This is a genomic window from Rhodanobacter hydrolyticus (assembly GCF_044904645.1).
The window spans coordinates 4221021-4246747 of record NZ_JADIKK010000008.1 but is presented as its reverse complement, the minus strand read 5'-3'; the positions used below and the strand labels follow the sequence as shown (position 1 = coordinate 4246747).

Here is a 25727-nt window from a genome sequence, read left to right as displayed (position 1 = left end):
CGACACTGCGCCGGGCCGCATGACACGTCAAGTGGTGGCAAAACGGGAATTACTCAAGCGCGGCCTACCTAGGCGAACGTCCATGTTTCACGAGATTCGAGCGGACCGCCACCTGTCCCTGCACTCTTCAAAACAAAACGGCTCCGACGCGGACGCCGGAGCCGTGTTTGCATAGCCTGCGACGATCAGGCGGCGTCGCCGCCCTCGCCTGCCGCACGCTGCTGCAGGTTGCCCCGGTAGATCAGGTAGGGCTCGGCCTGACCTTCGATCACCGCGTCGTCCACCACCACCTTGCTGACGTGCTCCAGCGACGGCAGCTCATACATGGTGTCGAGCAGCACCTGTTCGAGGATGGTGCGCAAGCCGCGTGCGCCAGTCTTGCGCTTGAGCGCCTTCTTGGCGATCGCCTGCAGGGCCTCGGGGCGGAACTCCAGCTCCACCTCTTCCATCTCGAACAGCTTCTTGAATTGCTTGGTGACGGCGTTCTTCGGCTCGGTCAGGATCTTCACCAGCGCCGGCTCATCCAGCTCCTCCAGCGTGGCGATCACCGGCAGGCGACCGACGAATTCGGGGATCAGGCCGAAGCGCACCAGGTCCGCCGGCTCCACGTCGGCCAGCACCTTGCCCAGGTTCTGCGTGCGCTCCTTGCTGCGCACTTCGGCGCCGAAACCGATGCCGGTGCTTTCGGAACGCTGCTGTATCACTTTTTCCAAGCCGGCGAACGCGCCGCCGCAGATGAACAGGATGTTCTTGGTGTCCACCTGCAGGAATTCCTGCTGCGGATGCTTGCGTCCACCCTGCGGTGGCACCGAGGCCAGCGTGCCCTCGATCAGCTTGAGCAGTGCCTGCTGCACGCCTTCGCCGGAAACGTCGCGGGTGATTGACGGGTTCTCGCTCTTGCGCGAAATCTTGTCGATCTCGTCGATGTAGACGATGCCCGACTGCGCCTTCTCGACGTCGTAGTCGCACTTCTGCAGCAGCTTCTGGATGATGTTCTCGACGTCCTCGCCCACGTAGCCGGCTTCGGTCAGCGTGGTGGCGTCGGCGATGGTGAACGGCACGTTGAGCAGGCGCGCCAGCGTCTCGGCAAGCAGCGTCTTGCCTGAGCCGGTGGGGCCGATCAGCAGGATGTTGGACTTGCCCAGCTCGACGTCGTCGCCCTTCTGGCGCGACTCCATCCGCTTGTAGTGGTTGTATACCGCCACCGCCAGCGCCTTCTTGGCGCGAGCCTGGCCCACCACGTACTGATCCAGCGACTCGCGGATTTCCTTCGGCTTGGGCAGCTGAGTGCGACCGGAGGCCGCCTTTTCTTCCAGCTCTTCGCGGATGATGTCGTTGCAAAGCTCAACGCACTCGTCGCAGATGAACACGGACGGACCCGCGATCAGCTTGCGCACCTCATGCTGGCTCTTTCCGCAGAAAGAGCAGTAGAGAATCTTGCCGCTGTCACCGGAACGCCCCTGTCGGTCGTCGCTCATATTCGATCCCGCTGGTAAAACCGTGGTTAATTCAATTACGGCCCGAGAATAGCACAGGGCTCCGCACCGGCTGGCGGACGCGAAGCCCCTTGGTCGATACCGCGATGAGTGGGGCCATGGACGGCCACCCACTTGACCTTGCGATCAGGATGATCGCAAGGTCAATATCAGGCCGATTTGACCGAATCGACGGCACGGCGGTCGAGCACCGCATCGATCAGGCCGTATTCGCGGGCCGCCTCGGCGCTCATGAAGCGGTCGCGCTCCATGTCCCGCTCGATCTTCTCCAGCGGCTGGCCGGTGTGCTGCACATAGATGTCATTGAGGCGCCGACGCAGATAGAGGATTTCCTGCGCCTGGATCTCGATGTCGGTGGCCTGGCCACGGGCGCCCCCCGAGGGCTGATGGATCATCACGCGCGAATTCGGCAGCGAGAAACGCTTGCCCTTGGCGCCGGCCATGAGCAGCAAGGAAGCCGCGCTGCATGCCTGGCCAATGCACATGGTGCTGACGTCGGGCTTGATGTACTGCATGGTGTCGTAGATCGCCAGACCCGCCGTGACCGCACCGCCCGGGCTGTTGATGTACAGGTGGATGTCCTTGTCCGGATTTTCCGATTCGAGGAACAGCATCTGCGCGACCAGCAGGTTCGCCACCTGGTCGTTCACTTCGCCGACCAGGAAGATCACGCGCTCCTTCAGCAGGCGCGAATAGATGTCGTAGGAACGCTCGCCGCGGGCGGTCTGCTCGACGACCATCGGCACCAAGTTGAGGTTCTGGATCGGTTCCATGGTCTGTGCGCTCTCTGATTGATGTGCCTGAAGGGAGTATGCCATCGGGCCCGGCGTGCGCCAGACCCGATGGACGGATGCCTGTATCAGGCGCCCGCGGGGCGCATCACTTCGTCGAAGCTCAGGTCTTGCACGGTGGTGTTGGCATGCTCCGCCACCCACTCGGCCACCTGGTCTTCCATCACGCGGTTCTGCAACCCAGACATCAACTGGGGGTCGCCGTTGTAGAGTTCAATGACCTTTTCCGGCTCTTCGTAGGTCGAGGCGATCGCGGCGAGCTGCTCCGCCACACGCGTGCGATCGATCTTCAGCTCCTGCTTGCGGGCGATCTCGCCCATCAGCAGGCCCGCGATCACGCGTTTGCGCGCCATCGGCAGGGCTGCTTCGACCAACTGCGGCGGCGGCTGCTGGCCACGCGGCACGCTGCCCGCGGCCATCGCACGGGCCTCGGACTGCACCAGCATGTTCGGCACGTCCAGCGAACCATGCTTGTCGGACAGCTTTTCGGCCACCTCGGACTTCAGGCGGCCCATCAGCGCCGCCTTCAGCTCGCGCTCGAGGTTCGCCCGCACTTCCTTGCGGAAGTGTTCCAGGTCGCCATCGGCGATGCCAAACAACTTGGCGAACTCGGCGTCGATCTCCGGCAGCTTCGGCTCCTGCACCTTGACGACCTTGAAGCTGACCTTGGCAGTCTTGCCGGCCAAGTTCTCGTTGCGGAAATCCGCCGGAAATTCGATGTCGGCCTCGTAGCTGTCATCGGCCTTGTGACCCGTCAGCGCCGAGTCCAGCGCCTTGAACAGATTACCCGAGCCCAGCACGCTGCCAGCACGCTCCAGGCCTTCCGCCGGGAAGCGGTAGTCGCCAACCTGCGCGGCGTACTCGAACATCACGAAATCGCCCTCGACCGAAGCACGCTCGACCAGTTCGAAGCTGCGGCGCTGCTGGCGCAGCGTTTCCAGCATCTTCTCGATGTCGGCGTCGCTCACCGCGGCCTGCGGACGCTTGATCTCCAGCGCGGAGACGTCGATCGACGGAAACTCCGGCATCACCTCGAAGGTGGCGGTGTAGGCAATTTCGCCGTTTTCCGGCTTGCCGGTGGTGTCGATGGCGGGGTTGGCGATCGGCTGCAGCTTCTCCTGCGTCACCGCCTCGCGCAGCGTGCTGCCGATCAGGTCGGACAACACTTCGCCACGCACCTGTTCTCCGAAGCGCTGCTTGATGACGGCCACCGGCACCTTGCCCGGGCGGAAACCCTTCAGTCGCACCGTGCGACCCAGCTCCGCGATGCGCGCACCCACCTGCGTCTCGTAGCGCTCGGCGGGAAACTTCACAGTGAGCTTGCGCTCGAGCGTGCCGATGCTTTCAACCGAAACCTGCATGTCGTCTCCTGAAACCTGATTGTTGTGACACCCGACCGGGCGCCATGGCGGCAACCGTAAGCTGCGCCGAGAACCATCACTGTTGGTGCGAAAGGCGGGACTCGAACCCGCACGGGGGTTACCCGCCAGAACCTAAATCTGGTGCGTCTACCAGTTCCGCCACTTTCGCTTGTCGTGCCCGGCTTTCATGGCAGAACCCCACCCGCCCAGCCAGTACCTAAGTCGATGATTACCCTGCGCTAAAGCGGTTCATTGTACGGGCGCGCCAAGCCGCAGCACAAGCACGCAACGCATGTCGCCAGCCGCATCCGCAAAGCGAAACGCCGACCACGAGGGTCGGCGTTCCGGTGTTGGTGGGCCGTGTAAGATTCGAACTTACGACCAATTGATTAAGAGTCAACTGCTCTACCAACTGAGCTAACGGCCCTGAAACCTGAATTTTGGGGTGAACGATGGGACTCGAACCCACGACGACCGGAATCACAATCCGGGACTCTACCAGCTGAGCTACGTCCACCATGAAATCATTTAGTGGTGCGCCCGACAGGACTCGAACCTGCAACCGTCGGCTTAGAAGGCCGATGCTCTATCCGGTTGAGCTACAGGCGCGGACGCCATTTGCAGAACAGGCAGTGGTCGGGGCAGAGGGATTCGAACCCCCGACTTTTGCGTCCCAAACGCAACGCTCTACCAGACTGAGCTATACCCCGAACGAGCCCGCGACAGCCTTCATCAACGGAGCCTCGGAACACCACGGTTGATCGTACCAAGCATCAAACCGCAAGCATCGCCCAGGACACCATGCCCACCATCCCGCGGCATCGGCAAACAGCCTGTTCCGCGGCGCATGACGAAGCGCGGATGCTTCGACTTGCAGTACAAAATGGCGCGCCCGGAGAGATTCGAACTCCCGACCACCTAGTTCGTAGCCAGGTACTCTATCCAACTGAGCTACGGGCGCGCACTGAACTTATCGTTTCGTCGACCGGTTTCACTGGCCGCCGAAGCGAGGAGCGGAATTATTCAGGGTCACGCATCGAAGGTCAACACTTTTCGTGAATTTTTTTCACGTTCGCAATCCGTGCTCTGCCCTGTTCCATTCCGGCTGCGCGTCGAAACTCGCCGGGCAGGATTACCAGGCCGCTCCACAAACGACAAAGGGAGCCGTCGTGGCGGCTCCCTTTGGTCGATTCGGCACCCACTTCCGTCTGGACGTCCAGACGGCCAATTCAGACGTCCAGGCCGGAGCGGTTCTGTGTCGCCGGATCGCCCACCTTGCCCACCGTGGAGTCACCGCTCTTGGGCGGCGGAGGCGGCGGCGTGGAACCACCGCCGGCATTGCGGTTCCAGTCCGCAGGCGGCCCCGGCTGCCGTCCGGCCATGATGTCGTCAATCTGGCGCGCGTCGATGGTCTCGTACTGCAGCAGCGCCTCTGCCATTGCGTGCAGCTTTTCGATGTTGTCGGTCAACAGCTGGGTGCTGCGCGCATAGGCGCGATCCAGGATGCCGCGCACCACCCCGTCGATCTTGCTGGCGGTTTCGTTGGAAATGCTCTTGTGCTGAGTCACCGAACGGCCGAGGAACACTTCGTCCTCGTCCTCGCCATAGGTGATCGGGCCAAGCTCGTCGGACAGGCCCCATTTGGTGGCCATGTTGCGCGCCATCTTGGTGGCACGCTCGATGTCGTTTGAGGCACCTGTAGTCACCTTGTCGGTGCCAAAGATCAGCTCTTCCGCCACGCGTCCACCGTACAGCGAACACAACTGCGATTCGATCGCCACCCGGTTCATGCTGTAGCGATCGCCTTCCGGCAGATACATGGTGACGCCCAGCGCACGGCCGCGCGGGATGATGGTGACCTTGTAGACCGGATCGTGCTCCGGCACCAGGCGGCCGACGATGGCATGGCCGGCCTCGTGGTAGGCGGTGAGTTTCTTTTCGTCCTCGCTCATCGCCATCGAGCGGCGCTCGGTGCCCATCAGGATCTTGTCGCGCGCCTTGTCCAGGTGAGCCATGCGCACTTCGCGCGCGTTCTCGCGTGCGGCGAACAGCGCCGCCTCGTTGACCAGGTTGGCGAGGTCGGCCCCGGAGAAACCCGGTGTGCCACGCGCGATGGTCATGGCGTCGACGTCGGCGGCGACCGGCACCTTGCGCAGGTGCACCTTGAGGATCTGCTCGCGCCCCTTCACGTCTGGCAGGCCCACCACCACCTGACGGTCGAAACGACCCGGGCGCAGCAGCGCGGGATCGAGCACGTCGGGACGATTGGTAGCCGCGATCACGATGATGCCTTCGGTGCCTTCGAAGCCGTCCATCTCGACCAGCAACTGGTTGAGGGTCTGTTCGCGCTCGTCGTGGCCACCGCCGAGGCCGGCGCCACGATGGCGGCCGACCGCGTCGATTTCATCGATGAAGATGATGCAGGGCGCATGCTTCTTGGCCTGCTCGAACATGTCGCGCACGCGGCTGGCGCCCACGCCCACGAACATTTCCACGAAGTCCGAACCGGAGATCGAGAAGAACGGCACCTTGGCCTCGCCCGCGATGGCCTTGGCCAGCAAGGTCTTGCCGGTGCCGGGCGGGCCAACCATCAGCACGCCGCGCGGAATCTTGCCTCCCAGTTTCTGGAACTTGGACGGGTCGCGCAGGAATTCGACGAGTTCGCCCACCTCCTCCTTGGCCTCGTCGCAACCGGCCACGTCACTGAAGTTGACCTTGACCTGGTCCTCGCCCTGCAGTTTGGCGCGCGAACGGCCGAAACTCATCGCACCGCGCCCGCCGCCGCCGGACTGCATCTGGCGCATGAACCAGATGAGTACACCGGCGAACACCAGGATCGGCAACCAGCTTACGAACAAGCCGATCAGCGAAAAGCTCTCGGCAGGATCCTGACGGACTTCCACGCCCTTGTCCTGCATCTGTTTCACCACCGCATTGGTGGAGAAACCCAGCATCGGGGCCACGGTTCGGTAGCTGGTGCCGTCCTTCAGCTTGCCGCTGATGCTGGCCGGCTGGTCGGCGCTGATCACGGCGCTGGAAACGTTGCCGTTGTCCACACTCTGTGCAAAGGCGCTGTAGGCCATGTTGGACGACCCGCCACCGTGCGGGTTGAAGCTCTGGAATACGGTGAACAACACCACCGCGATGATCACCCAGAGCAACACTTGTTTCGCTGTTTCGTTCATGCGCCGTTCCCGCCCGGATGCGCCGCGGCGGCCTTGCGGCCGGTCGCCAGCGCGTACACCTCGCGCGAACGCGCGCGTGAGGCCTTTGGTTTACGCATCGTCACGCGCGAGAAGTCCGCGCGCAAGCTGCGCAGGTAATCGTCGAAGCCCGCGCCCTGGAACAGCTTGATCAGGAACGCACCTCCCGGCTTAAGCCACTGCCGGGAAAAATCCAGCGCCAGTTCGGCCAGCGCCATTGCCCGGATCTGGTCGGCCAACGCCACTCCACTCATATTGGGGGCCATGTCGGACAGCACAAGATCCAGCTTCTGCCCTTCCAGCCGCGCCTCCAGCGCCTGCACCACGGTTTCCTCGCGGAAATCGCCCTGCAGGAAATCCACGCCGGCGATGCTCTGCATCGGCAGGATATCCAGCGCGAACACCTTGCCGCTGTCGCCCAACCGTTGCCGCACCAGTTGCGACCATCCGCCCGGCGCAGCGCCCAGATCCACCACGGCCATGCCCGGCTTGAGCAGGCGGTCGCGGTCGATCAGCTCCTCCAGTTTGTAGACGGCGCGCGAGCGCACGCCCTCAGCCTGCGCCTTCTTCACGTAGACGTCATTGAAATGTTCACGCAGCCAGCCGGCGCTGCTCTTGCTGCGGCTCATGGGACAACATCGCTACAGGGGTATGGTCGCGCATGATACCCTTTGCCGCCCAATCCCCGCGAATCGAAGCCACCGCATGGCCCTCTCTCCGTCGCAGATCCGTTACCTGCGCAGCCTTTCCCATGGCCTGAACCCGGTCATCCTGCTCGGCAACAAGGGCGCCAGCGAAGCCGTGGTCAAGGAACTGGGCTCGGCGCTGGAGATCCACGAACTGGTCAAGGTGAAGCTCTCCGGTGGTGACAAGGACGAGCGACAAGCGCAACTCGACGTCCTGCTGACCGGCACCGGCGCCGAAGCCGTGCAGCAGATCGGCCACGTCGCCGTGCTGTTCCGTCGCAATGCCGACGAGCCGAAGATCGCCCTGCCCCGCTGATGGATCTCTCGCTCGACCGGCCCGATGGGTACCTGTTCGTACGCCGCGTCGGCGAGAGCGGCATCACTCTGATCGACCGCGAGCTCACTGACAGCTTCTTGCTGGCACCCGACCAAGCGGTCGAACACTGGCCGGTACACGAAATCGGCAGCCTGGGGGCCGAGCACGTCGAAACCCTGCTCGCCCTGCAACCGGAGCTGGTACTGCTGGGCACCGGTTCGCGCCAGGCATTTCCACCGGCTGCCTTCATGGCTGGCTTCCTGCGCAAGGGTATCGGCCTCGAGGCGATGGACAACGCTGCGGCCGCACGCACCTACAACCTGTTGGCCGGCGAAGGACGGCGTGTCGTCGCCGCGTTCATTCTTGGCGCTCATTCCTGAGCGCAAAGACCAGACGGGCGGCTGTCCGGGGCCGCGCTATTCAGGAAGAACTCACTTCGCTGGCAGGTAACTCATCGGATCGACCGGGTTGCCGTCCTTGCGGATCTGGAACCCCAGCTCCACGCGCGAGGCGCCGCTGGAACCCATCAGGGCGATCTCCTGGCCGGCGCTGACGCGCTGGCCTTCCGTAACCAGACGCTTGCTGTTGTGCCCATAGGCGGACAGCAGGCTGTCGTTGTGCTTGATGATGACCAGCTCGCCATAGCCGACCAGGCCATTGCCGCTGTACACCACCACGCCATCGGCCGCCGCTCGCACCGGGTCGCCGGCATTGCCGGCGATCTCGACACCCGGCACCGCGTCGCCAGGCGTGAAGCGTTTGAGGATCTGTCCGTCGGCCGGCCAGCGCCAGGTCACGCCGCCCGCCGCGTGGGAATTGCCGGTCGCTACCACGGGCGTCGGGGCCGGAGCCGGCGGTGGCACAGGCTTGGGGCCACCCGCGACGGGCACCACGGTACTCGCCGGTACGGCAGGCACGGTAATTGACGCAGCGGTCGTTGCCGTGGGTGCCTGCGCATGCGGCGGCGCTACCGCGCTCGCGGCATTCGATACCGACGCTTCCGCCGGCACATTCTCGAAGACCGGCGCGGCCGGAGCAGGCGGCGCAGCTGGTGTGGATGCAGGGTTCGCCTTGGCTACGGCAGTCGCCGCCTGCGAGGGCGGTGCGCTGCCGCCGTTTGGCGGCGACAGGCGCAGCTTCTGCCCCGGCCAGATCGTGTAGGGCACGGCGATGCCGTTCCACTTCGCCAAGTCGCGATAGTCCACGCTGTTGCGGAAGGCGATCGAATACATGGTGTCGCCCTTGACCACCACATAGCTGCCACCGGGAATCGGCGTGCGCGCCACGGCATGTGCAGGCGCAACGGGCGCGCCGTAGTGCTGCTGGCCCGGAGCCGGCTCCACCACCACAGTACTGCAGGCCGACAGCAGCAGCGATACAACGAAGAGCGGCAATAAAGAACGGTATCGATTCATGCGCGCCAGCATAGCGAAGCACCCCTGTACTTTCATGCGACCCGCCGCCGTCAATGCCGCCAGATCCACCACGCCAGCAATGCTCCCAGCAACACCAGCACGGCCCAGCCGATCCATTCGATGTATTTGTGCAGCAGGTGCTCGGCGCGCTCGCCGAACAGCCGTATCAACAACGCCAGCAACCACACGCGCTTGCCGCGCCCCAGCGCCACGCAAGCAAGGAAGGGCAGCACCGGCACGCCGACGATACCCGCTGCCCAGGTCACGAACTTCATCGGTACCACCGGCTGCAAGGCTGCCAGCATCAGCACGCCATAGAGCCCCCAGCGATGCTCGGCCATCTGTGTGCGCAGGCTCTGCACACCCAGCTCGATGGGCGCCAGCAGATGCAGCGTGCCAAGCAGCGGCTTCAACGCCTCGAACGCCCAATGCCCCAGCGTGTAACCGACCAACGCACCGAGCAGCGAGAAGGCCAGGCTGATGTTCGCGTAGAAGAACGCCCTGTGCCGCTTTCCCAGCATCATCGGCGCCAGCATCACCTCCGGCATGATCGGGAAGATGAAGGCTTCGACGAAGCTGAGTCCGCACAGGTAACGAACGGCGTGGGGATGGCGCGCCCACGTCAGCGCGCGGGCGTAGAGTCTGCCGAACAAACGCATCAGCCGATGCCCCCGAGCAATGGCACGAAGCTGACCGCCCCGAGTTCTTCCTGCACGAAATCGCCCTCTCCGTCGCCGCGCAGGCGAATCAGTACCTGATTGCTGGGCGACCCTACGGGCGCCACCAGCACGCCGCTGGGACTGAGCTGCTCCAGAATGCGGCTGGGAATGCTGTCGCCTGCCGCGGTGAGGATCACCGCGTCGAACGGCGCCTCGTCAGCCCAGCCGAGCTTGCCATCGTCGTGGCGCGAACGGATGTTGCCGATGCCGAGCTGACGGAAGCGCCGCCGCGCCTGGCGCAGCAGTTCCTCGATGCGCTCCACCGTGTAGACCTGCTCGACCAGCGCCGCCAACACCACGGCCTGGTAGCCGGAGCCCGTGCCGATTTCCAGCACGCGGCCGGGCTTTTCCTTGCGCTCGTCGAAGTGCTCCAGCAACGCTTCGGTCATCCGCGCCACGACCCAGGGCTGGGAAATGGTCTGGCCGTGGCCGATCGGCAACGCGGTGTTCTCGTAGGCGCGCGAATGCAGCGCCTGGTCGATGAAATGGTGGCGCGGCAGGTTCCGGATCACGTCGATCACCCGTGCATCGCGGACTCCGCTTTCCTTGAGCTGCGCGGCGAGCCGGTCGCGCGCGCGCTGCGAGGTCATGCCCTCGCCTTTCAATACCGATGGTGGCAGCGTGTGCATGCTCATCGCTCAAGCCGCCTTGTGGCCGGGCGCGGCCTGGTCTTTGCCCAGCGATTGCACCCAACTGCTCACCTTTTCCAGTGCCTGGTAGCGGGTGAGATCGACATGGATGGGAGTGACCGAAACATGGCCGCGACGGACGGCGTCGAAGTCCGTGCCAGGGCCGGCGTCATCGATTTCGCCCGCCGGGCCGATCCACCAGATCGGGCGACCGCGCGGGTCGGTCTGCGCGATGCATGGCGCCGCACGATGGCGACGCCCCAGCCGCGTGACCTCGAAGCCGCGGATTTCCGGCCAGGGCCGATCCGGCACGTTGACGTTGAGGATGGTGTCGGCCGGCAGCGGATCGACCAGCAGGCGGCGCATCAGCAACAGCACAGCCGTCGCCGCGGAGTCGTAATGCTCGCCGCGATGATCCTCGCTGACCAGCGACACCGCGATGGCCGGCAAGCCGAGGAAGCGCCCTTCCATCGCCGCCGAGACCGTGCCGGAATAGATCACGTCGTCGCCAAGATTGGCCGAGTTGTTGATACCGGATACCACGATGTCGGGTTCGTGGTCGAGCAGGCCGGACAATGCGAGATGCACGCAGTCGGTGGGCGTGCCCGCGACGCGGTAACGGCCATCCTCCATGCGCAATACGCGCAGCGGCGCGTCCAGGGTCAGCGAATTGCTGGCGCCGGAACGGTCGCGATCGGGCGCCACCACCGTCACCTCGCCCACCTCGCGCAAACGCGCGGCAAGCACATGAATGCCCCGCGCATCCACGCCATCGTCGTTGCTGACAAGAACTCGCATGCTGATCCGTGTTGAGTCGACCGCAGCGCATCGCCAAGAGGCAAGCGCACCCCGCAATCGCCCGAGTTTACCGGAGCGACACCGCGGTTTCACGGATCGACGGCATGCATTGCGCCCGAGCCGTTGCTTGCTAGCATCGGGGCATGCAACGCCGGCCGCCTGCGATCAGCGAAGACGATGCCCGCCTGTTCCGCGAGGCGGTCGGCGAAGTGCGCCACATCGACACGCAAGCCGCACCGCCGTCCGCACCGAAGCCCTCGCCGCAGCCGCGCATGCTAGAAGCCGACGAAGCCGCCGTGCCGGGCGAATTGCTGGAGATGGCCTTCGACCCGGCCACGCTCGAGGTAGGCGAGGAACTCAACTATCTGCGCGACGGCTATCCGCCGAAGCTGTTGCGCCAGTTGAAGCGCGGCCAGTACAGCGTGCAGGACGAAGTCGACCTGCATCAGATGAACGCCGCCGCGGCGCAGGCCAGCATCGCCGTCTTCCTCGCCGAAGCGAAACGGCACGGCCTGCGCTGCGTGCGCATCATCCACGGCAAGGGTCTGCGCTCGAAAGCCGCCGGCCCGGTATTGAAGACGCTCACCGATCGCCTGCTGCGGCGGCGGGACGACGTGATCGCGTTCGCTTCGGCAAGGCCGGCGCAAGGCGGCACCGGGGCGGTGGTTGTGCTACTCCAAGGTTGACGCGAGGCCTTATTTCCGCGTACCGGGCTTGGCTTTTTCGTAGTTCGATTGCAAAGCCAGCCATTCCGGCTTGGCGGTGGTGCGATTGCCCAGCCAGTAAGTGACCGTGCATCCCGTGCGCTTTTGCAATTCGTCTATGAGCAGCCACTCGCACGGAAAGGAACTGCCGATTCGTCGCCGCACACCGGATCTGAGCACCAACACCAGGTGTGCTTCACGACTATCCGATCTGCGCTCAAGTTCGAGCACATCCGTATAGGCAACAACTTGTCCGCATCGCCAACCAAAGCGGATGTCGTTTTGTTCCAAACGAAGGCCAAAAAAGGAGCGGATCCAGACGAACACCGATCCGGCAAGGCCAATCAGAGCCATGGGCCAAGTCACACCGCCACGCCCATGATGAAAAGTTGCCATGGAGATGACACTACTGAGCAGGCCAAGCGCCAGAAAAAGCACCACCCGATATCTGGGCGATTTCAGCTCGCCCGTCGTCTTGAACAACTCGGCGTTCTCGCGCTCGGATAGTGAACTCCTCCATCCAAGGAACGCGACTGCCAACATCCCCATCGATATCAGCGCAATCAACGCGTCATTCGCCACCGCGACCTCCTGTCTACGCAGACGCTGCAACTTCGCGTGCCACCACCGTCGCATACGCGCCCGCCGGCAACTCGAAAGACAATTCCAGTGCATCGTCGGCCAGCCAGCGCCAGCGCAAGTCTTTAGGCAACAGGCGAAGCGGCCTGCGTTCCTGATCCATGCGCGCAGCGGCGATGCCTCGCGCAAGATCATCGTGCGTTGCGGCGACTTCGCGTTCCAACTCGCCCGCCTCGCCTGCCGTGGGTGGTTCGCCCTGCCCCCACAACGGACCGGAAGGATGGATGTCTCCCTTGGCCAGGCGCTGCGCCAGGACATCGTTGTACGGCTCCGGCCCGAACCAGGAACGCGAGCCGGCCAGCGACCAGATTTCACCATCCAGTTGCGCATCCCATGTGCCGCGCTCGACGCGGACCGCCAACACGTCGTTGAAGATCTGCGAGCGCGCGGCGGAGAGCAGGAAGCCGCGCTTGTCGCGATCCACCCTGCGTCCCGCGAACATCGCGCGCGCCTGCTCCAGGTTGCCGCCCTCGCGGCCGAAGCGCTGTTCGCCGAAGTAGTTGGGCACGCCGCGTGCCGCGATCGCGGCCAGCACCTGTTCCGCGCGTTCACGCTCGCCTTGCGCCTCACGCAGCACCAGCACGAAGCGGTTGCCGCGCAAGGCACCGCGCTTGAGCTTGCGGCCGTGACGAGTGGCGGCCAGCACTTTCACGTTCTCGTGCGGGAAGGCCGACCAGTCGGGATCGGGTTTGCCGGCGAGTTGCACGGTGAAGGCCTGGCGCGTCACCGCGTGCCGGTCCTTCAGGCCGGCGTAGCCCACGGCCAGCGGCGGCACGCCGGCGAATTTCGCCAGCTCCCTTGCCAGCCAGTCGGTGTTGGCACCGCGCTTCTCCACCCACAGCAAGGCGTGCTCGCCGTTGCCGTCGGCGTCGTAGCCCAGGATTTCCTCGACGACGAAGTCTTCAGGGGTGCAGCGCAGGCGCGCTGCCAGTGGAGGCGCGGTGCCGTGGGCGAATGGAAGCTCTTGAGTCGTCATGGCGTGACAGGTATCCGGGTGTTCACTCCCTCATACGATACGGCCACACCGTGCCATATCTGGAAACTGAGGATCGAAGTACTCGTGCTTCAGTGCCTTTCAAGCAATACGCTGGCTTGTGCGGCGATGCCTTCGCCGCGGCCGGTGAAACCGAGTTTTTCGGTGGTGGTGGCCTTGATGCTGACCTGGCCGAGCTGGCAGTCGAGATCGGCGGCAAGGTTTTCACGCATGGCCTGCGCGTGCGGGCCGATCTTTGGGGATTCACAGATCACGGTGATATCGGCGTTGCCCAGCGCATAGCCATGTTGTGCCGCCAGCATGGCGGCATGGCGCAGGAACTGGCGGCTGTCGGCATTGCGCCAGCGTTCGTCCGAGGGGGGGAAGTGCTTGCCGATGTCGCCCAGCGCCAGCGCGCCGAAGATGGCGTCGCACAGCGCGTGGATCACCACGTCGCCGTCGGAGTGCGCGAGCAGGCCGTGCGCGTGAGGGATGCGCACGCCGCCCAGGGTGACGTGGTCGCCCTCGCCGAAGGCGTGCACGTCGAAGCCGTTGCCGATGCGCATGCTCATGCCGTCCTCGCCAGCAGGAATTCGGCGAGCGCGAGGTCCGCCGCCGTGGTGACCTTGATGTTGTCCTCGGCGCCTTCGACCAGCAGCGGCCGGAAGCCGGCCAGTTCCATCGCCATCGCTTCGTCGCTGACCGCACGGCCATGGTTCGATACCGCGCCCAACGCAGCAACGAGTTCGCCGCGGCGGAACATCTGCGGCGTGAATGCACGCCAACGCTGGTCGCGCGGCTCCGTGGCGAGGCTGCAGTCGCCTTCACCGGCACGCTTGAGCGTGTCGCGCAACGGCGCGCCAAGCAGACCCCCATCGGTTTCGGAAGCGCGCTCGATCAGTTGCGTGATGTCCTTCGCACGCACGCAGGGGCGTGCGGCGTCATGTACCAGCACGAAGTCGGCATTCTCCACTTCGGAAGGCAACGCGTTGAGGCCGGCCAGCACCGAATCGCTGCGCTCGGCGCCACCGATGGCGACGCGCACCGGTTTGCCATGCAGTGTTTCGATGCCGGGCCAGAGTTCGTCCCGCGCGCCGAGCACCACCAGCAGGCCGGCGATGCGCGGATGCGCCGCCAGCCGCTCCAGCGTATGCGCGATCAGCGGCTTGCCGGCCAGCGGCAGGTATTGCTTGGGACAATCCGCACCCATGCGCATGCCGCGACCTGCGGCTGGCACCACGCACCACAGGGCCTCGCTCATTTGACGACGCCGCCCGCGGCGGCGCCTGCCGGGCGGGCTGGTGGCGGCAAGGGCAAGCTGCTGCTCGCGCCCGCCGGCTGGCTGTCCACCTGATAGAACACCTCGCCGGGCTTGATGAGGCCCAGCCCGGTGCGCGCACGCGCCTCGATGGCCTGATTGCCGTTCTTCAGGTCGGCCACGTCGGCGGCCAGCGCCTGGTTGCGCTGCTGCAGGCGGCCGTTCTCGTCGGTCTGTTTCTTGATGGCCACGCGCAGGGCATCCACCTCATGCACACCGCCCTGCGCGGACCACAGTTTCATCTGCAGTCCGATCAGCAGCAGAACCAGGACGAGAGCGACCCAACGCAGCATGGGGCAACGTGCTTCCGTCAGCCCGGCAGATGGGCCAGGTTCGGGAAGGCGTTGCGGCCGGCATAGCGTGCCGACGCGCCCAGCGCCTCCTCGATGCGCAGCAGCTGGTTGTACTTAGCCACGCGGTCGGTGCGGCACAGCGAGCCGGTCTTGATCTGGGTCGCGGTGGTGGCCACGGCGATGTCGGCGATGGTGGTGTCTTCCGTCTCGCCCGAGCGGTGCGACACGATCGCCGCGTACTTCGCCGCGTCGGCCATGGCGATGGCTTCCAGCGTTTCGGACAGCGTGCCGATCTGGTTGACCTTGATCAGGATGGCGTTGGCGATGCCCTTGTCGATGCCTTCCTTGAAGATGGCCGGATTGGTGACGAACAGGTCGTCGCCCACCACCTGGATGTTCTTGCCGATGGCGTCGGTGAGCAGCTTCCAGCCGCCCCAGTCGCCTTCGGCCATGCCGTCCTCGATGGTGATGATCGGGTACTGCCGGGTCCAGCCGGCCAGCACGTCGACCCATTGCTCGGAGGTGTAGATCTTGCCCTCGCCTGCCAGGTCGTACTTGCCATCCTTGAAGAACTCGGAGCTGGCCGCGTCGAGGCCGAGCAGGATCTCGCTGCCGACTTTGTAGCCGGCCTTGTTCACTGCCTCGAGGATGGTGTCCAGCGCCTCGATGTTGGAGCGCAGGTCCGGCGCGAAGCCGCCTTCGTCGCCCACCGCGGTGTTCAGGCCCTTGCCCTTCAGCACGCTCTTCAGCGCGTGGAAGATCTCCGCGCCGGCGCGCAGCGCCTCGGCGAAGCTGGACACGCCCACCGGCAGCACCATGAATTCCTGCACGTCGACGTTGTTGTCGGCATGCGCGCCGCCGTTGATGATGTTCATCATCGGCACCGGCAGCGCACCGGGCTTGCCGGTGGTGCCGTTGATCTCCGCGAGGTACTGCCACAACGCCTGCTTGCGCTGCGCCGCCACCGCGTGCGCGGCGGCCATCGATACGCCGAGCAGCGCGTTGGCGCCCAGCTTGCCCTTGTTCGGCGTGCCGTCGAGCCGGATCAGCTTGGCGTCCAGGCCGCCCTGGTTGGCTGCGTCGAACCCCTTCAGCTCGCTGGCGATGGAGTTGTTGACGTTGGCCACCGCATTCTTCACGCCCTTGCCGAGGTAGCGCGACTTGTCGCCGTCACGCAGTTCCACCGCCTCGCGCGTGCCCGTGCTGGCGCCGCTGGGCACTGCGGCGCGACCGAAACCGCCGCCCGCCAGGGTGACCTCGGCCTCCAGCGTGGGATTGCCGCGCGAGTCGAGGATTTCACGGGCGTGAATGCGGGTGATGTCGGTACTCATGCGGCTGCAATCCTTCAAAGTTTTGGAGAGGGGACGATCCGGGGCTTACAAAGTGTTTTCGAGGAAGCCGTGACGCTTGGTCACGGCGTCCAGTTCCAGCAGGGTTTCCAGCAACGCTTCCATCTTGTCCAGCGGCCATGCGTTGGGACCGTCACTGAGCGCCTTGGAAGGATCGGGATGGGTTTCGGCGAACAGACCGGCCACGCCAGCCGCCACCGCGGCACGCGCCAGCACCGGCACGAACTCGCGCTGGCCGCCGGAGCTCGTGCCCTGGCCGCCCGGCAGCTGCACCGAGTGCGTGGCGTCGAACACCACCGGGCAGCCGGTGTCGCGCATCGCGCTCAGGCTGCGCATGTCGGAAACCAGATTGTTGTAGCCGAAGCTGGCGCCGCGCTCGCACACCATGATGGCGTCGTTGCCGACGTCCTTGGCCTTGGCGACCACGTTCTTCATGTCCCAGGGCGCGAGGAACTGGCCCTTCTTGATGTTCACCGGCTTGCCGGCACGGGCCACGGCCTGGATGAAATCGGTCTGGCGGCACAGGAAGGCAGGCGTCTGCAACACGTCCACCACCGAAGCCACCTCGGCGAACGGGGTGTACTCGTGCACGTCGGTAAGCACCGGCACGCCGATCTGGCGCTTCACCTCGCCGAGGATACGCAGCCCTTCTTCCATGCCCAGGCCACGAAAGCTGGTGCCGGAAGAACGGTTGGCCTTGTCGAAGCTGGACTTGAAGATGAAATGGATGCCCAGCTTGCCGGTGATCTCCTTGAGCTTGCCGGCGGTATCCAGCTGCAACTGCTCGGATTCGACCACGCAGGGGCCGGCGATCAGGAACAGTGGCTGGTCGAGGCCGACTTCGAACCCGCACAGCTTCATGCCACGGCTCCCTGCGCCAGCTTCTGCCCGTCGCGCACCGCCTTGTACTCGCGCGCGGCGTGCACGAAGCCGATGAACAGCGGATGGCCGTCGCGCGGCGTGGAGGTGAACTCCGGGTGTGCCTGGCAGCCGAGGAACCACGGGTGCTTCTGCGGCGACAGTTCGACGATCTCCACCAGCAGGTCGTCCATCGACTTGCCGGAGATCACCAGGCCCTGGTCCTCGAAACTCTGTCGGTAGCGGTTGTTGAATTCGTAGCGGTGGCGGTGACGCTCGCGCACCACTTCCTGGCCGTACATCTCGCGCGCCAGCGTGCCGGCCTTGAGGCGGCATTCCTGGGCGCCGAGGCGCATGGTGCCGCCGAGATCCGAGCGCTCGCTGCGCTGCTCGACTTCGCCGGCAGCCGTCGTCCATTCGGTGATCAGCGCGATCACCGGATTGGGCGTGTTGCGGTCGTTCTCGCTGGAGTCGGCATCGGCCAGGCCGGCCACGTGGCGGGCGAAATCCACCACCGCCGCGTGCATGCCGTAGCAGATGCCGAAGTACGGCACGCCGTGCTCGCGCGCGTACTTCGCGGCCATGATCTTGCCCTCGAAGCCGCGCTTGCCGAAGCCGCCCGGCACCAGGATCGCGTCCATGCCGCCCAGCACCTTGGCGGCACCCTCGGCCTCGACCTGCTCGGAATCGATCCACTGCAGGTTCACGCGCGTCTGCTGCTTGATGCCTCCGTGGCGCAGCGCCTCGCCCAGCGACTTGTAGGCGTCCTTGTGCTCCACGTACTTGCCGACGATGGCCACAGTGACCTCGTCCTTCGGGTGCACCACGGCATCCACCGTGCGCTGCCAGCCGGAGAGATCGGCCGGCTTCGCGTCGAGGCCCAGCCGCTTCACCACGATCTCGTCCAGCCCCTGCTGGTGCAGCCACAACGGGGTCTTGTAGATCACGTCCACGTCCACCGCGCTGATCACGGCGTTCTCGGGCACGTTGGTGAACAGCGCGATCTTGCGGCGCTCGCCCTCGGGCAGCGGCTGCTCGCTGCGGCACAACAGGATGTCCGGCTGGATGCCGATGGAGCGCAGCTCCTTCACCGAATGCTGGGTCGGCTTGGTCTTGATCTCGCCGGCGGCCTTGATGAAGGGCACCAGGGTGAGATGCATGAACAGGCACTTTTCCGGGCCGTGCTCGGAGCGCAGCTGGCGGATCGCCTCGAGGAACGGCAGCGACTCGATGTCGCCCACCGTGCCGCCGATCTCCACCAGCGCCACGTCGAAGCCGCGCGTGGCCTCGTGAATGCAGTGCTTGATCTCGTCGGTGATGTGCGGGATCACCTGCACGGTGGCGCCCAGGTAGTCGCCGCGGCGCTCCTTGCGGATCACGCTCTCGTAGATCTTGCCGGTGGTGATGGAGTTCTTGCCGGTGAGGCGGGTATGGACGAAACGCTCGTAGTGGCCGAGGTCGAGATCGGTCTCGGCGCCGTCGTCGGTGACATAGACCTCGCCATGCTGGAACGGGCTCATGGTGCCCGGATCCACATTGATGTAGGGATCGAGCTTCATCATGGTGACCGAGAGGCCACGCGCTTCCAGAATGGAGGCCAGCGACGCCGCGGCGATGCCCTTGCCAAGCGAGGACACCACACCGCCGGTGACGAAAATCAGGGGGGTCATGGGATGCAGCCGTGCTGGAAATACATATTCTAGCGGCAGACGGCCTTCGCTGCGAGATGTCCGGGCGACCGAATTCATCTGTTGTGAGATTTGGCGGGCCGCGCTGTCGCGCCTGCTAAAGTGCCGCGCATGAACACGCCCATCCCCGCCCGGATCGCCGCGTTGCGCGCGGCCATGCAGCAGCACGGCGTCGCCGCCGTGATCGTCCCCAGCGCCGACCCGCACCTGTCCGAATACCTGCCCGAACGCTGGCAGGCGCGCGCATGGCTGTCCGGCTTCGACGGGTCGGCCGGCACGCTAATCGTCACGCGCGAACACGCGGGCCTGTGGACGGACTCACGCTACTTCTCGCAGGCCGAACAGCAACTGGCCGGCACCGGTGTCGCCTTGATGAAGCTGCGCGTGGCGCACACGGCCGAACACCTCGACTGGCTGGCTTCGCACCTGCATCACGGTGAAACCCTCGCCGTGGCCGGCGACAGCGTGTCGCTGGCCGGCCTGCGCTCGATGGAAGGCAAGCTGGCCGAACACGGTGTGCGCGTGCGCACCGATCTCGACCTGCCTGGCACGATCTGGGACGATCGTCCCGGTCTCCCGCATGCACGCATCGTCGAGCATCCCATCGCCTGGGCCTGCACCGCCCGCGCGGACAAGCTCGCGCGACTGCGCAGCGCCATGCGCAAGCACGGCGCCACGCACCACCTGCTCTCCAGTCTCGACGACATCGCCTGGCTCACCAACCTGCGCGGCAGCGACGTGGAGTGCAACCCGGTGTTTCTCGCCCACCTGCTGGTGGCCACCGAAGGCAAGGCCACGCTGTTCGCCGAGCGCGGCAAGTTCGACGACGCACTGGTGGCGCAGCTCGCCGCCGATGGCATTGCCATCGCGTCCTACGAAGGCATCACCGGCGCACTGGCCGAGCTGGGCAAGGCCGACACGCTGCTGTTCGATGCCGGTCGCGTGGTTTGCGCGATCAGCAACACGATTCCTGCCGCCGTGCAACGCACCGAAGCCGCCAACCCCAGCACTGCGTTCAAGGCGCTGAAGACACCGGCCGAGCTGGACCACGTGCGCGAGGTGATGCGCCGCGACGGTGCCGCACTGGCCGGCGCGTTCCGTGAAATCGAGCACCAGCTCGCGCAAGGCAAGCCGCTCACCGAACTGGACGTGCACCGCCTCGTGCACGCCGCCCGCGCCGCGCAGCCGGACTTCATCGGCGAAAGTTTCGCCACCATCGCCGGCTACCAGGCCAACGGCGCGTTGCCGCACTACCGCGCCACGCAGGCGTCGCACAGCACGCTGCAGGCGAAGGGCCTGCTGCTGATCGACTCCGGCGGCCAATACCTCGGCGGCACCACCGACATCACCCGCGTGCTGGCGCTGGGCGAAACCACGGCCGAACAGCGACGCGACGCGACGCTGGTGATGAAGGGCATGATCGCGCTGTCCCGCGCCCGCTTCCCGAAAGGCGCCAGCGGCCCGCAGCTCGATGCGCTGGCGCGCGCGCCGCTGTGGGCGGCCGGCTGCGATTATGGCCATGGCACCGGGCACGGCGTGGGCTACTTCCTCAACGTGCACGAAGGTCCGCAGTCCATCCGGCCGCCGATTTCCGGCGGCGCGCTGGTGGCGCTGGAGCCGGGCATGATCTCGTCCATCGAACCTGGCCTGTACAAGCCGGGTCGCCACGGCATCCGCCACGAAAACCTCGCGGTGGTAGCCGAAGCCGAGCGCACCGAGTTCGGTGACTACTACGCCTTCGAGACGCTCACGTTGTGCCCGTTCGACCGCCGTGCACTGGAACCGAGCCTGCTTGGCCCCGACGAGCGCGCGTGGCTGGACGACTACCATGCCACCGTGCGCGCGGCACTGGCGCCGCTGCTGGAAGGTGCCGACCTCGCCTGGCTGGAGTGGCATTGCGCTCCACTTTGATCGCGCCACGTCGAACGGCTTGACCCTCCACCCACCCGCAGCCATGCTGCGGCGTTTCCACCGGCATATTCCCCACGCATGAGCAGTCGCTACAACGCCGCCGACATTGAAGTCCTTTCCGGCCTGGACCCGGTCAAGCGCCGCCCGGGCATGTACACCGACACCACCCGCCCCAACCACATGGCGCAGGAGGTGATCGACAACTCGGTGGACGAGGCGCTGGCCGGCCACGCGAAAGCGATCGAGGTGGTGCTGCACTCGGACGGCTCGGTCGAGGTCACCGACGACGGCCGTGGCATGCCGGTGGACATCCATCCGGAGGAAGGCATTCCGGGCGTGGAACTGATCCTTACTCGCCTGCACGCGGGCGGCAAGTTCAGCGGCAAGAACTACAACTTCTCCGGCGGCCTGCACGGCGTGGGCGTGTCGGTGGTGAACGCGCTGTCGCAGCGGGTGGAAGTGACCATCCGCCGTGACGGCAACGAATACCGCATGGCCTTCGAGCACGGCGACCGCGTGAGCGAGCTGCAGGTGATCGGCACGGTGCCGAAGAAGAAGACCGGCACCACCGTGCACTTCTGGCCCGACCCGAAATACTTCGACTCGCCGAAGATCTCGCTGTCGAAACTCAAGCACCTGCTGCGCGCCAAGGCCGTGCTGTGCGCCGGCCTCGCGGTGAAGCTCACCGACGAAGCCAGCGGCGAGACCAGCGAATGGCTCTACGAGGACGGCCTGCGCGACTACCTGCGCGGCGAACTCGACGGCGGCGAGGCGCTGCCGGCGGATCTCTTCGTGCATCACATCGCGCGCGACACCGAAGGCATGGACGTGGCGCTGGCCTGGTTGCCGGAAGGCGAGCTGGTGCAAGAAAGCTACGTCAACCTGATCCCTACCGCGCAGGGCGGCACCCACGTCAACGGCCTACGCTCCGGCCTCACCAATGCCATCCGCGAGTTCTGCGACATCCGCAACCTGCTGCCGCGCGGCGTGAAGCTGGCGCCGGAAGACGTGTGGGAGCGGCTCGCCTTCGTGCTCAGCGCCAAGCTGCTCGATCCGCAGTTCGCCGGCCAGACCAAGGAGCGCCTCTCCTCGCGCAATGCCGCCGCGCTGGTGGAGAACGTGGTGCACGACGCCTTCAGCCTGTGGCTGAACCAGAACGTGGACAGCGGTGAACGCATCGCCCAGCTCGCCATCGAGCGTGCCAGCGCGCGGCTCAAGGCCGCCAAGCAGGTGGTACGCAAGAAGATCGTGCAAGGCCCCGCCCTGCCCGGCAAGCTGGCCGACTGCACCTCCACCGATCTCTCGCGCACCGAGCTGTTCCTGGTGGAGGGCGACTCCGCCGGCGGCAGCGCCAAGCAGGCGCGCGACAAGGAGTTCCAGGCGATCCTGCCGCTGCGCGGCAAGATCCTCAACACCTGGGAAGTGGAATCGACCTCGGTGCTGGCCTCCGAGGAAGTGCACAACCTCGCCGTCGCGATCGGCTGCGACCCAGGCAAGGACGACCTCGCCGGCCTGCGCTACGGCAAGGTTGTCATCCTCGCCGATGCCGACTCCGACGGCCTGCACATCGCCACCCTGCTCAGCGCGCTGTTCCTCAAGCACTTCCCGCATCTGGTCAGCGAGGGCCACGTGTTCGTGGCGATGCCGCCGCTGTTCCGCGTCGATGTGGGCAAGCAGGTGTTCTACTGCCTCGACGAGAACGAAAAGCAGGCGATGCTGCAGAAGATCGAGCGCGAGAAGATGAAGGGCACGGTCAGCGTTACCCGCTTCAAGGGCCTGGGCGAGATGAACCCGCCGCAATTGCGCGAATCCACCATCCATCCCGACACCCGTCGCCTCGTCCAGCTCACCGTGGAGGGCGACGACGGCACCGCGAAGCTGATGGACTTGCTGCTCGCCAAGAAGCGCGCCAGCGACCGCAAGGCCTGGCTGGAGGAAAAGGGCGACCTCGCCACGCTGGAGGTTTGACCGGGAGGGCGCCCCAAGCCGCCCCGAATTCGCCCGTTTTGGCCGCCGCCCCAGCACAATGGGCGACCATCCTTTTCGCACCATCCTCCAACCCAAGAACAGCTCCATGCTAGTCGCCGAGTACCCACAGGAAGTGGAAGGCCATCCAGGGGTGGCCGTTGTCTCCACGCAAGCTGTTCCAGTCCCCGCTGCACGCCTTTCCGGACTCGATGGCCTCCGGGCCATCGCGGTCACGGCCGTCGTGCTTTTCCATGCCGACTTCTACTGGGCCCGCGGCGGCTACCTGGGAGTCGACTTGTTCTTCGTCATCTCGGGCTTCCTGATCACCGGTCTGATCGCCCGCGAGGTGGACGATACGGGACGGCTCGGTCTGCGCAACTTTTATTGGCGCCGCGCCAAGCGCCTGCTTCCGGCCGCCTGGCTGATGATGGCTGTCGTCGTGGCCGTCGCGGCGCGGGTCGCGCGCGACGCGTTGCCCCACCTGCGCAGCGATGCCTTCGCCTCGTTTTTCTACGCCACCAACTGGGAACTGCTGCGCAGCCAGACCTCGTACTTCGAAGCCACCGGCCGGCCGCCGCTGCTGCAGCACTTGTGGTCGCTGGCGATCGAAGAGCAGTTCTACATCGCCTGGGCACCGCTGGCCTTCATCGTGTTGCCGCGCATTGGCCGGCGCGCGCTGGCGACCGTCGCCATCCTGCTTGCCATCGCCTCGGCGACCTGGATGGTGGTGCTTGCGCAGCGGATGGGCTACCCCGGACAGGGCGATCCGTCCCGGTTGTATTTCGGGACCGACACCCATGGCTTCGCCTTGCTGCTTGGGTCGGCGTTTGGGCTGCTCTGGCAACCTTCGCCGGCCGAACATCCGGGCATCGCACTACGCATCCTTGGCTGGCTGCTCGGCCTCTGGGCGCTCGCCCTGATGATCATGCTGTTCGCCGTGATGGGCGAGAATTCGCCTGTGCTCTATCCCTGGGGCTTCCTGGGAGCAGCCACCGCGGCCATCACCCTGATCGCCGTGGCCACCCATCCCGGCATGGCCTTCGGCCGCTGCCTGGACAACCCGGTAATGCGCTGGCTCGGCGAGCGTTCCTACGGCATCTACCTGTGGCATTGGCCCATCTTCATGCTGACGCGGCCGGACATCGACCTGCGCAGGCTGGGCCACAGCGAGACGCTTGTCTTGCGCATCATGCTCACGCTCGCCGTCGCCGAACTATCCTACCGTTGGCTGGAGATGCCGGTGCGGCGCGGCGCGCTCGAACGCATCTTCGCCGGCAAGCGTCGCCACGCCTGGTCGGGGCGACTGGCCATCGCGTTGTCGATGGCTCTGGCCTTCGGCTCCGTGGGCGCGACCCTGCGGCACGCCCCTGCCGAAGCGAGGCCCGCACTGGACGTGCGCGAAGCGCTGTCACTGGATGCGCCGGCAACGCCCATTGCGTTGCAAGGCAAGCTCGCCCCTCTTTCCGCCACGTCGGTGGAAATTCCCATCGAGCCAATCGTTCCGCCGGTCCTGCCGACGCTACCGGATGAACCCACCGTCCAGACGTACACCGGTGGCGATCTCACTGCCATAGGCGATTCGGTGCTGCTGGGTTCCAGCAGGCTGCTGAAGGTCACCCTGCCCGGCGTGGACGTGCACGCCACGATGGGGTGGCAGGCCGCCGACGTCATCCGCCAGCTCAAGGCGCTCAAGAACGCCGAGTCGCTGCGTGCCGTCGCCTTGGTGCACCTGGGAACGAACGGGTACGTCACCGAGGAACAACTGCGGCAGATCCTCTCCATGCTGTCGGACTGCAAGCGCGTGGTGCTGGTCAACACGCACGTGCCGCGGCGCTGGATGGAAGCGAACAACGCGCTCATCGACCACGTCGCACCGGAATTTCCCAACGTCGTGGTAGTCCGCTGGAGTGATCTCTCCGAAAACCAGCCCGACTACTTCGTCTCCGACGGCGTGCACCTGACCACCATCGGGCAGCGCGCGTTCATCACGGAGATCATGCGCACCGGGCATCTGGCGCGAGACAACACGCCGGCAACGGACACCGCCCTCGTGTCTCAAGCAAGTGCCAACATGGCAGGCGACCTCTCGCCGACCCTGGTGCTCGCCGCCCAGTCAGCCGCCAGCGACGCCTACTGGCGCAAGATGGCGCTGTGCGAAACCGACGCCAACTGGAAAAACAACGGACACCGCTCGGGCGGCCTTGGGATTTCGGAGGATGACTGGAAAACCTGGGGCGGCGACGAATTCGCCCCGACCCCGGCGGAAGCGACGCCTGCACAGCAGATCGAAGTGGCCAACCGCATTTCGACGCAGGGATGGGCGAATCCGCAGGGCGAGGTCATCAAACCGGTCGGTTTCGTCCGCTGGCGCTGCGTAGCGGCGCTGGGTCGCCCGCATTCCAGCTCCCCTAACACCTACACTCGCGAGAGCGTGCTTTCCCAGACCTTCCATCTTGGCGAACGCGGCGAAGTGGTGCGCGACCTGCAACGCATCCTTGGCGATGCGCCCGACGGCATCTACAGCAGGAAGCTGCACAGGAAACACCTCATTTACCTGAAGCAGAACGGCCTGCCCGGATCCTTGGCAGGCATGGATTCTTGAATAACCGGAG

Annotated in this window: 23 protein-coding genes and 6 tRNA genes; 6 read left to right on the top strand and 23 right to left on the bottom strand. The window is 65.5% G+C overall.

Going from position 1 to position 25727, the window contains the following annotated elements:
• Positions 1 to 185: 185 nt before the first annotated feature.
• From clpX to rlmE, 11 genes are all read right to left on the bottom strand, one after another.
• A complete protein-coding gene (clpX, locus tag ISP25_RS21560; protein ID WP_192157691.1) occupies positions 186 to 1478 on the bottom strand; it encodes an ATP-dependent Clp protease ATP-binding subunit ClpX in 1293 nt (430 codons plus the stop codon).
• A 167-nt stretch (positions 1479 to 1645) separates the two neighbouring features.
• Positions 1646 to 2269: an ATP-dependent Clp endopeptidase proteolytic subunit ClpP gene (clpP, locus tag ISP25_RS21555; protein ID WP_192157693.1), complete on the bottom strand. Its 624-nt coding sequence runs from the start codon at positions 2267 to 2269 to the stop codon at positions 1646 to 1648.
• An 86-nt stretch (positions 2270 to 2355) separates the two neighbouring features.
• Complete coding sequence (gene tig / locus ISP25_RS21550; RefSeq protein ID WP_404611608.1) at positions 2356 to 3648, bottom strand: trigger factor; 1293 nt, start codon at positions 3646 to 3648, stop codon at positions 2356 to 2358.
• 83 nt (positions 3649 to 3731) lie between these two features.
• Positions 3732 to 3817 (bottom strand) — tRNA-Leu (locus ISP25_RS21545).
• A gap of 182 nt (positions 3818 to 3999) precedes the next feature.
• Positions 4000 to 4075, bottom strand: a tRNA-Lys gene (locus ISP25_RS21540).
• A gap of 14 nt (positions 4076 to 4089) precedes the next feature.
• Positions 4090 to 4165: transfer RNA gene (locus ISP25_RS21535), tRNA-His, on the bottom strand.
• A 15-nt stretch (positions 4166 to 4180) separates the two neighbouring features.
• Positions 4181 to 4257: transfer RNA gene (locus tag ISP25_RS21530), tRNA-Arg, on the bottom strand.
• A 24-nt stretch (positions 4258 to 4281) separates the two neighbouring features.
• Positions 4282 to 4358 (bottom strand) — tRNA-Pro (locus ISP25_RS21525).
• A 174-nt stretch (positions 4359 to 4532) separates the two neighbouring features.
• Positions 4533 to 4609, bottom strand: a tRNA-Arg gene (locus ISP25_RS21520).
• A 268-nt stretch (positions 4610 to 4877) separates the two neighbouring features.
• On the bottom strand, positions 4878 to 6833 hold the full coding sequence (gene ftsH / locus ISP25_RS21515; protein WP_192157697.1) for an ATP-dependent zinc metalloprotease FtsH: 1956 nt from the start codon (positions 6831 to 6833) through the stop codon (positions 4878 to 4880).
• Positions 6830 to 7480 carry a 23S rRNA (uridine(2552)-2'-O)-methyltransferase RlmE gene (gene rlmE / locus ISP25_RS21510; RefSeq protein WP_192157699.1) on the bottom strand — a complete coding sequence of 217 codons (651 nt, stop codon included), beginning with the start codon at positions 7478 to 7480 and terminating at the stop codon, positions 6830 to 6832. The genes ftsH and rlmE overlap by 4 nt, the downstream gene beginning before the upstream one ends.
• 76 nt (positions 7481 to 7556) lie before the next feature.
• Between rlmE and ISP25_RS21505 the strand changes: the two genes are divergently transcribed.
• Together ISP25_RS21505 and ISP25_RS21500 are read left to right on the top strand one after the other, a co-directional pair.
• Entirely contained in the window at positions 7557 to 7853 is a 297-nt protein-coding gene (locus ISP25_RS21505) for a YhbY family RNA-binding protein (protein WP_404611605.1), read from the top strand.
• Positions 7853 to 8233 carry an Mth938-like domain-containing protein gene (locus ISP25_RS21500; protein WP_192157703.1) on the top strand — a complete coding sequence of 127 codons (381 nt, stop codon included), beginning with the start codon at positions 7853 to 7855 and terminating at the stop codon, positions 8231 to 8233. Before ISP25_RS21505 ends, ISP25_RS21500 begins: the two co-directional genes overlap by 1 nt.
• Before the next feature lie 51 nt (positions 8234 to 8284).
• Here the strand turns inward: ISP25_RS21500 and ISP25_RS21495 are convergent, their stop codons facing one another.
• Genes ISP25_RS21495 through surE form a run of 4 tightly spaced genes read right to left on the bottom strand, consistent with a single transcriptional unit; the run spans position 8285 to position 11414 of the window.
• Positions 8285 to 9268: a peptidoglycan DD-metalloendopeptidase family protein gene (locus ISP25_RS21495; protein WP_404611603.1), complete on the bottom strand. Its 984-nt coding sequence runs from the start codon at positions 9266 to 9268 to the stop codon at positions 8285 to 8287.
• A gap of 50 nt (positions 9269 to 9318) precedes the next feature.
• Entirely contained in the window at positions 9319 to 9927 is a 609-nt protein-coding gene (locus tag ISP25_RS21490; RefSeq protein WP_192157705.1) for a YqaA family protein, read from the bottom strand.
• Positions 9927 to 10622 carry a protein-L-isoaspartate(D-aspartate) O-methyltransferase gene (locus ISP25_RS21485; protein ID WP_192157707.1) on the bottom strand — a complete coding sequence of 232 codons (696 nt, stop codon included), beginning with the start codon at positions 10620 to 10622 and terminating at the stop codon, positions 9927 to 9929. The genes ISP25_RS21490 and ISP25_RS21485 overlap by 1 nt, the downstream gene beginning before the upstream one ends.
• A gap of 3 nt (positions 10623 to 10625) precedes the next feature.
• Positions 10626 to 11414, bottom strand: coding sequence for a 5'/3'-nucleotidase SurE (surE, locus tag ISP25_RS21480; protein WP_404611600.1), 789 nt, complete (start codon positions 11412 to 11414; stop codon positions 10626 to 10628).
• Between the two features lie 143 nt (positions 11415 to 11557).
• On the opposite strand from surE, the gene ISP25_RS21475 reads away from it, so the two are divergent.
• Positions 11558 to 12100: a Smr/MutS family protein gene (locus ISP25_RS21475; RefSeq protein WP_404611599.1), complete on the top strand. Its 543-nt coding sequence runs from the start codon at positions 11558 to 11560 to the stop codon at positions 12098 to 12100.
• A 9-nt stretch (positions 12101 to 12109) separates the two neighbouring features.
• Here the strand turns inward: ISP25_RS21475 and ISP25_RS21470 are convergent, their stop codons facing one another.
• The 8 genes from ISP25_RS21470 to ISP25_RS21435 all read right to left on the bottom strand — a co-directional run bounded on the left by ISP25_RS21470 (position 12110) and on the right by ISP25_RS21435 (position 19218).
• Positions 12110 to 12700, bottom strand: coding sequence for a hypothetical protein (locus tag ISP25_RS21470; protein WP_404611597.1), 591 nt, complete (start codon positions 12698 to 12700; stop codon positions 12110 to 12112).
• Positions 12701 to 12713: 13 nt separating this feature from the next.
• A complete protein-coding gene (gene truD, locus ISP25_RS21465; protein WP_404611595.1) occupies positions 12714 to 13733 on the bottom strand; it encodes a tRNA pseudouridine(13) synthase TruD in 1020 nt (339 codons plus the stop codon).
• A gap of 89 nt (positions 13734 to 13822) precedes the next feature.
• Positions 13823 to 14296 carry a 2-C-methyl-D-erythritol 2,4-cyclodiphosphate synthase gene (gene ispF, locus ISP25_RS21460; protein WP_404612068.1) on the bottom strand — a complete coding sequence of 158 codons (474 nt, stop codon included), beginning with the start codon at positions 14294 to 14296 and terminating at the stop codon, positions 13823 to 13825.
• A 2-nt stretch (positions 14297 to 14298) separates the two neighbouring features.
• Positions 14299 to 14991 carry a 2-C-methyl-D-erythritol 4-phosphate cytidylyltransferase gene (gene ispD, locus ISP25_RS21455; RefSeq protein ID WP_404611593.1) on the bottom strand — a complete coding sequence of 231 codons (693 nt, stop codon included), beginning with the start codon at positions 14989 to 14991 and terminating at the stop codon, positions 14299 to 14301.
• Complete coding sequence (gene ftsB / locus ISP25_RS21450; RefSeq protein ID WP_192157720.1) at positions 14988 to 15341, bottom strand: cell division protein FtsB; 354 nt, start codon at positions 15339 to 15341, stop codon at positions 14988 to 14990. Before ftsB ends, ispD begins: the two co-directional genes overlap by 4 nt.
• A 17-nt stretch (positions 15342 to 15358) precedes the next feature.
• The gene (gene eno / locus ISP25_RS21445; RefSeq protein ID WP_404611590.1) at positions 15359 to 16672 is read right to left on the bottom strand and encodes a phosphopyruvate hydratase; all 1314 of its coding nucleotides are present in this window, start codon (positions 16670 to 16672) and stop codon (positions 15359 to 15361) included.
• A 45-nt stretch (positions 16673 to 16717) separates the two neighbouring features.
• Positions 16718 to 17551, bottom strand: a complete 834-nt coding sequence (gene kdsA, locus ISP25_RS21440) for a 3-deoxy-8-phosphooctulonate synthase (protein WP_404611588.1) — start codon at positions 17549 to 17551, stop codon at positions 16718 to 16720.
• A complete protein-coding gene (locus ISP25_RS21435) occupies positions 17548 to 19218 on the bottom strand; it encodes a CTP synthase (RefSeq protein WP_192157726.1) in 1671 nt (556 codons plus the stop codon). Before ISP25_RS21435 ends, kdsA begins: the two co-directional genes overlap by 4 nt.
• Before the next feature lie 129 nt (positions 19219 to 19347).
• Here ISP25_RS21435 and ISP25_RS21430 point away from each other — a divergent pair, with 129 nt between their 5' ends.
• The 3 genes from ISP25_RS21430 (at position 19348) to ISP25_RS21420 (ending at position 25717) form a co-directional block, all read left to right on the top strand.
• Complete coding sequence (locus tag ISP25_RS21430; RefSeq protein WP_404611586.1) at positions 19348 to 21147, top strand: aminopeptidase P family protein; 1800 nt, start codon at positions 19348 to 19350, stop codon at positions 21145 to 21147.
• 78 nt (positions 21148 to 21225) lie between these two features.
• Positions 21226 to 23115: a DNA topoisomerase IV subunit B gene (parE, locus tag ISP25_RS21425; RefSeq protein WP_404611584.1), complete on the top strand. Its 1890-nt coding sequence runs from the start codon at positions 21226 to 21228 to the stop codon at positions 23113 to 23115.
• Between the two features lie 106 nt (positions 23116 to 23221).
• Positions 23222 to 25717: an acyltransferase family protein gene (locus tag ISP25_RS21420; protein ID WP_404611582.1), complete on the top strand. Its 2496-nt coding sequence runs from the start codon at positions 23222 to 23224 to the stop codon at positions 25715 to 25717.
• The last annotated feature ends 10 nt before the right edge of the window (positions 25718 to 25727 follow it).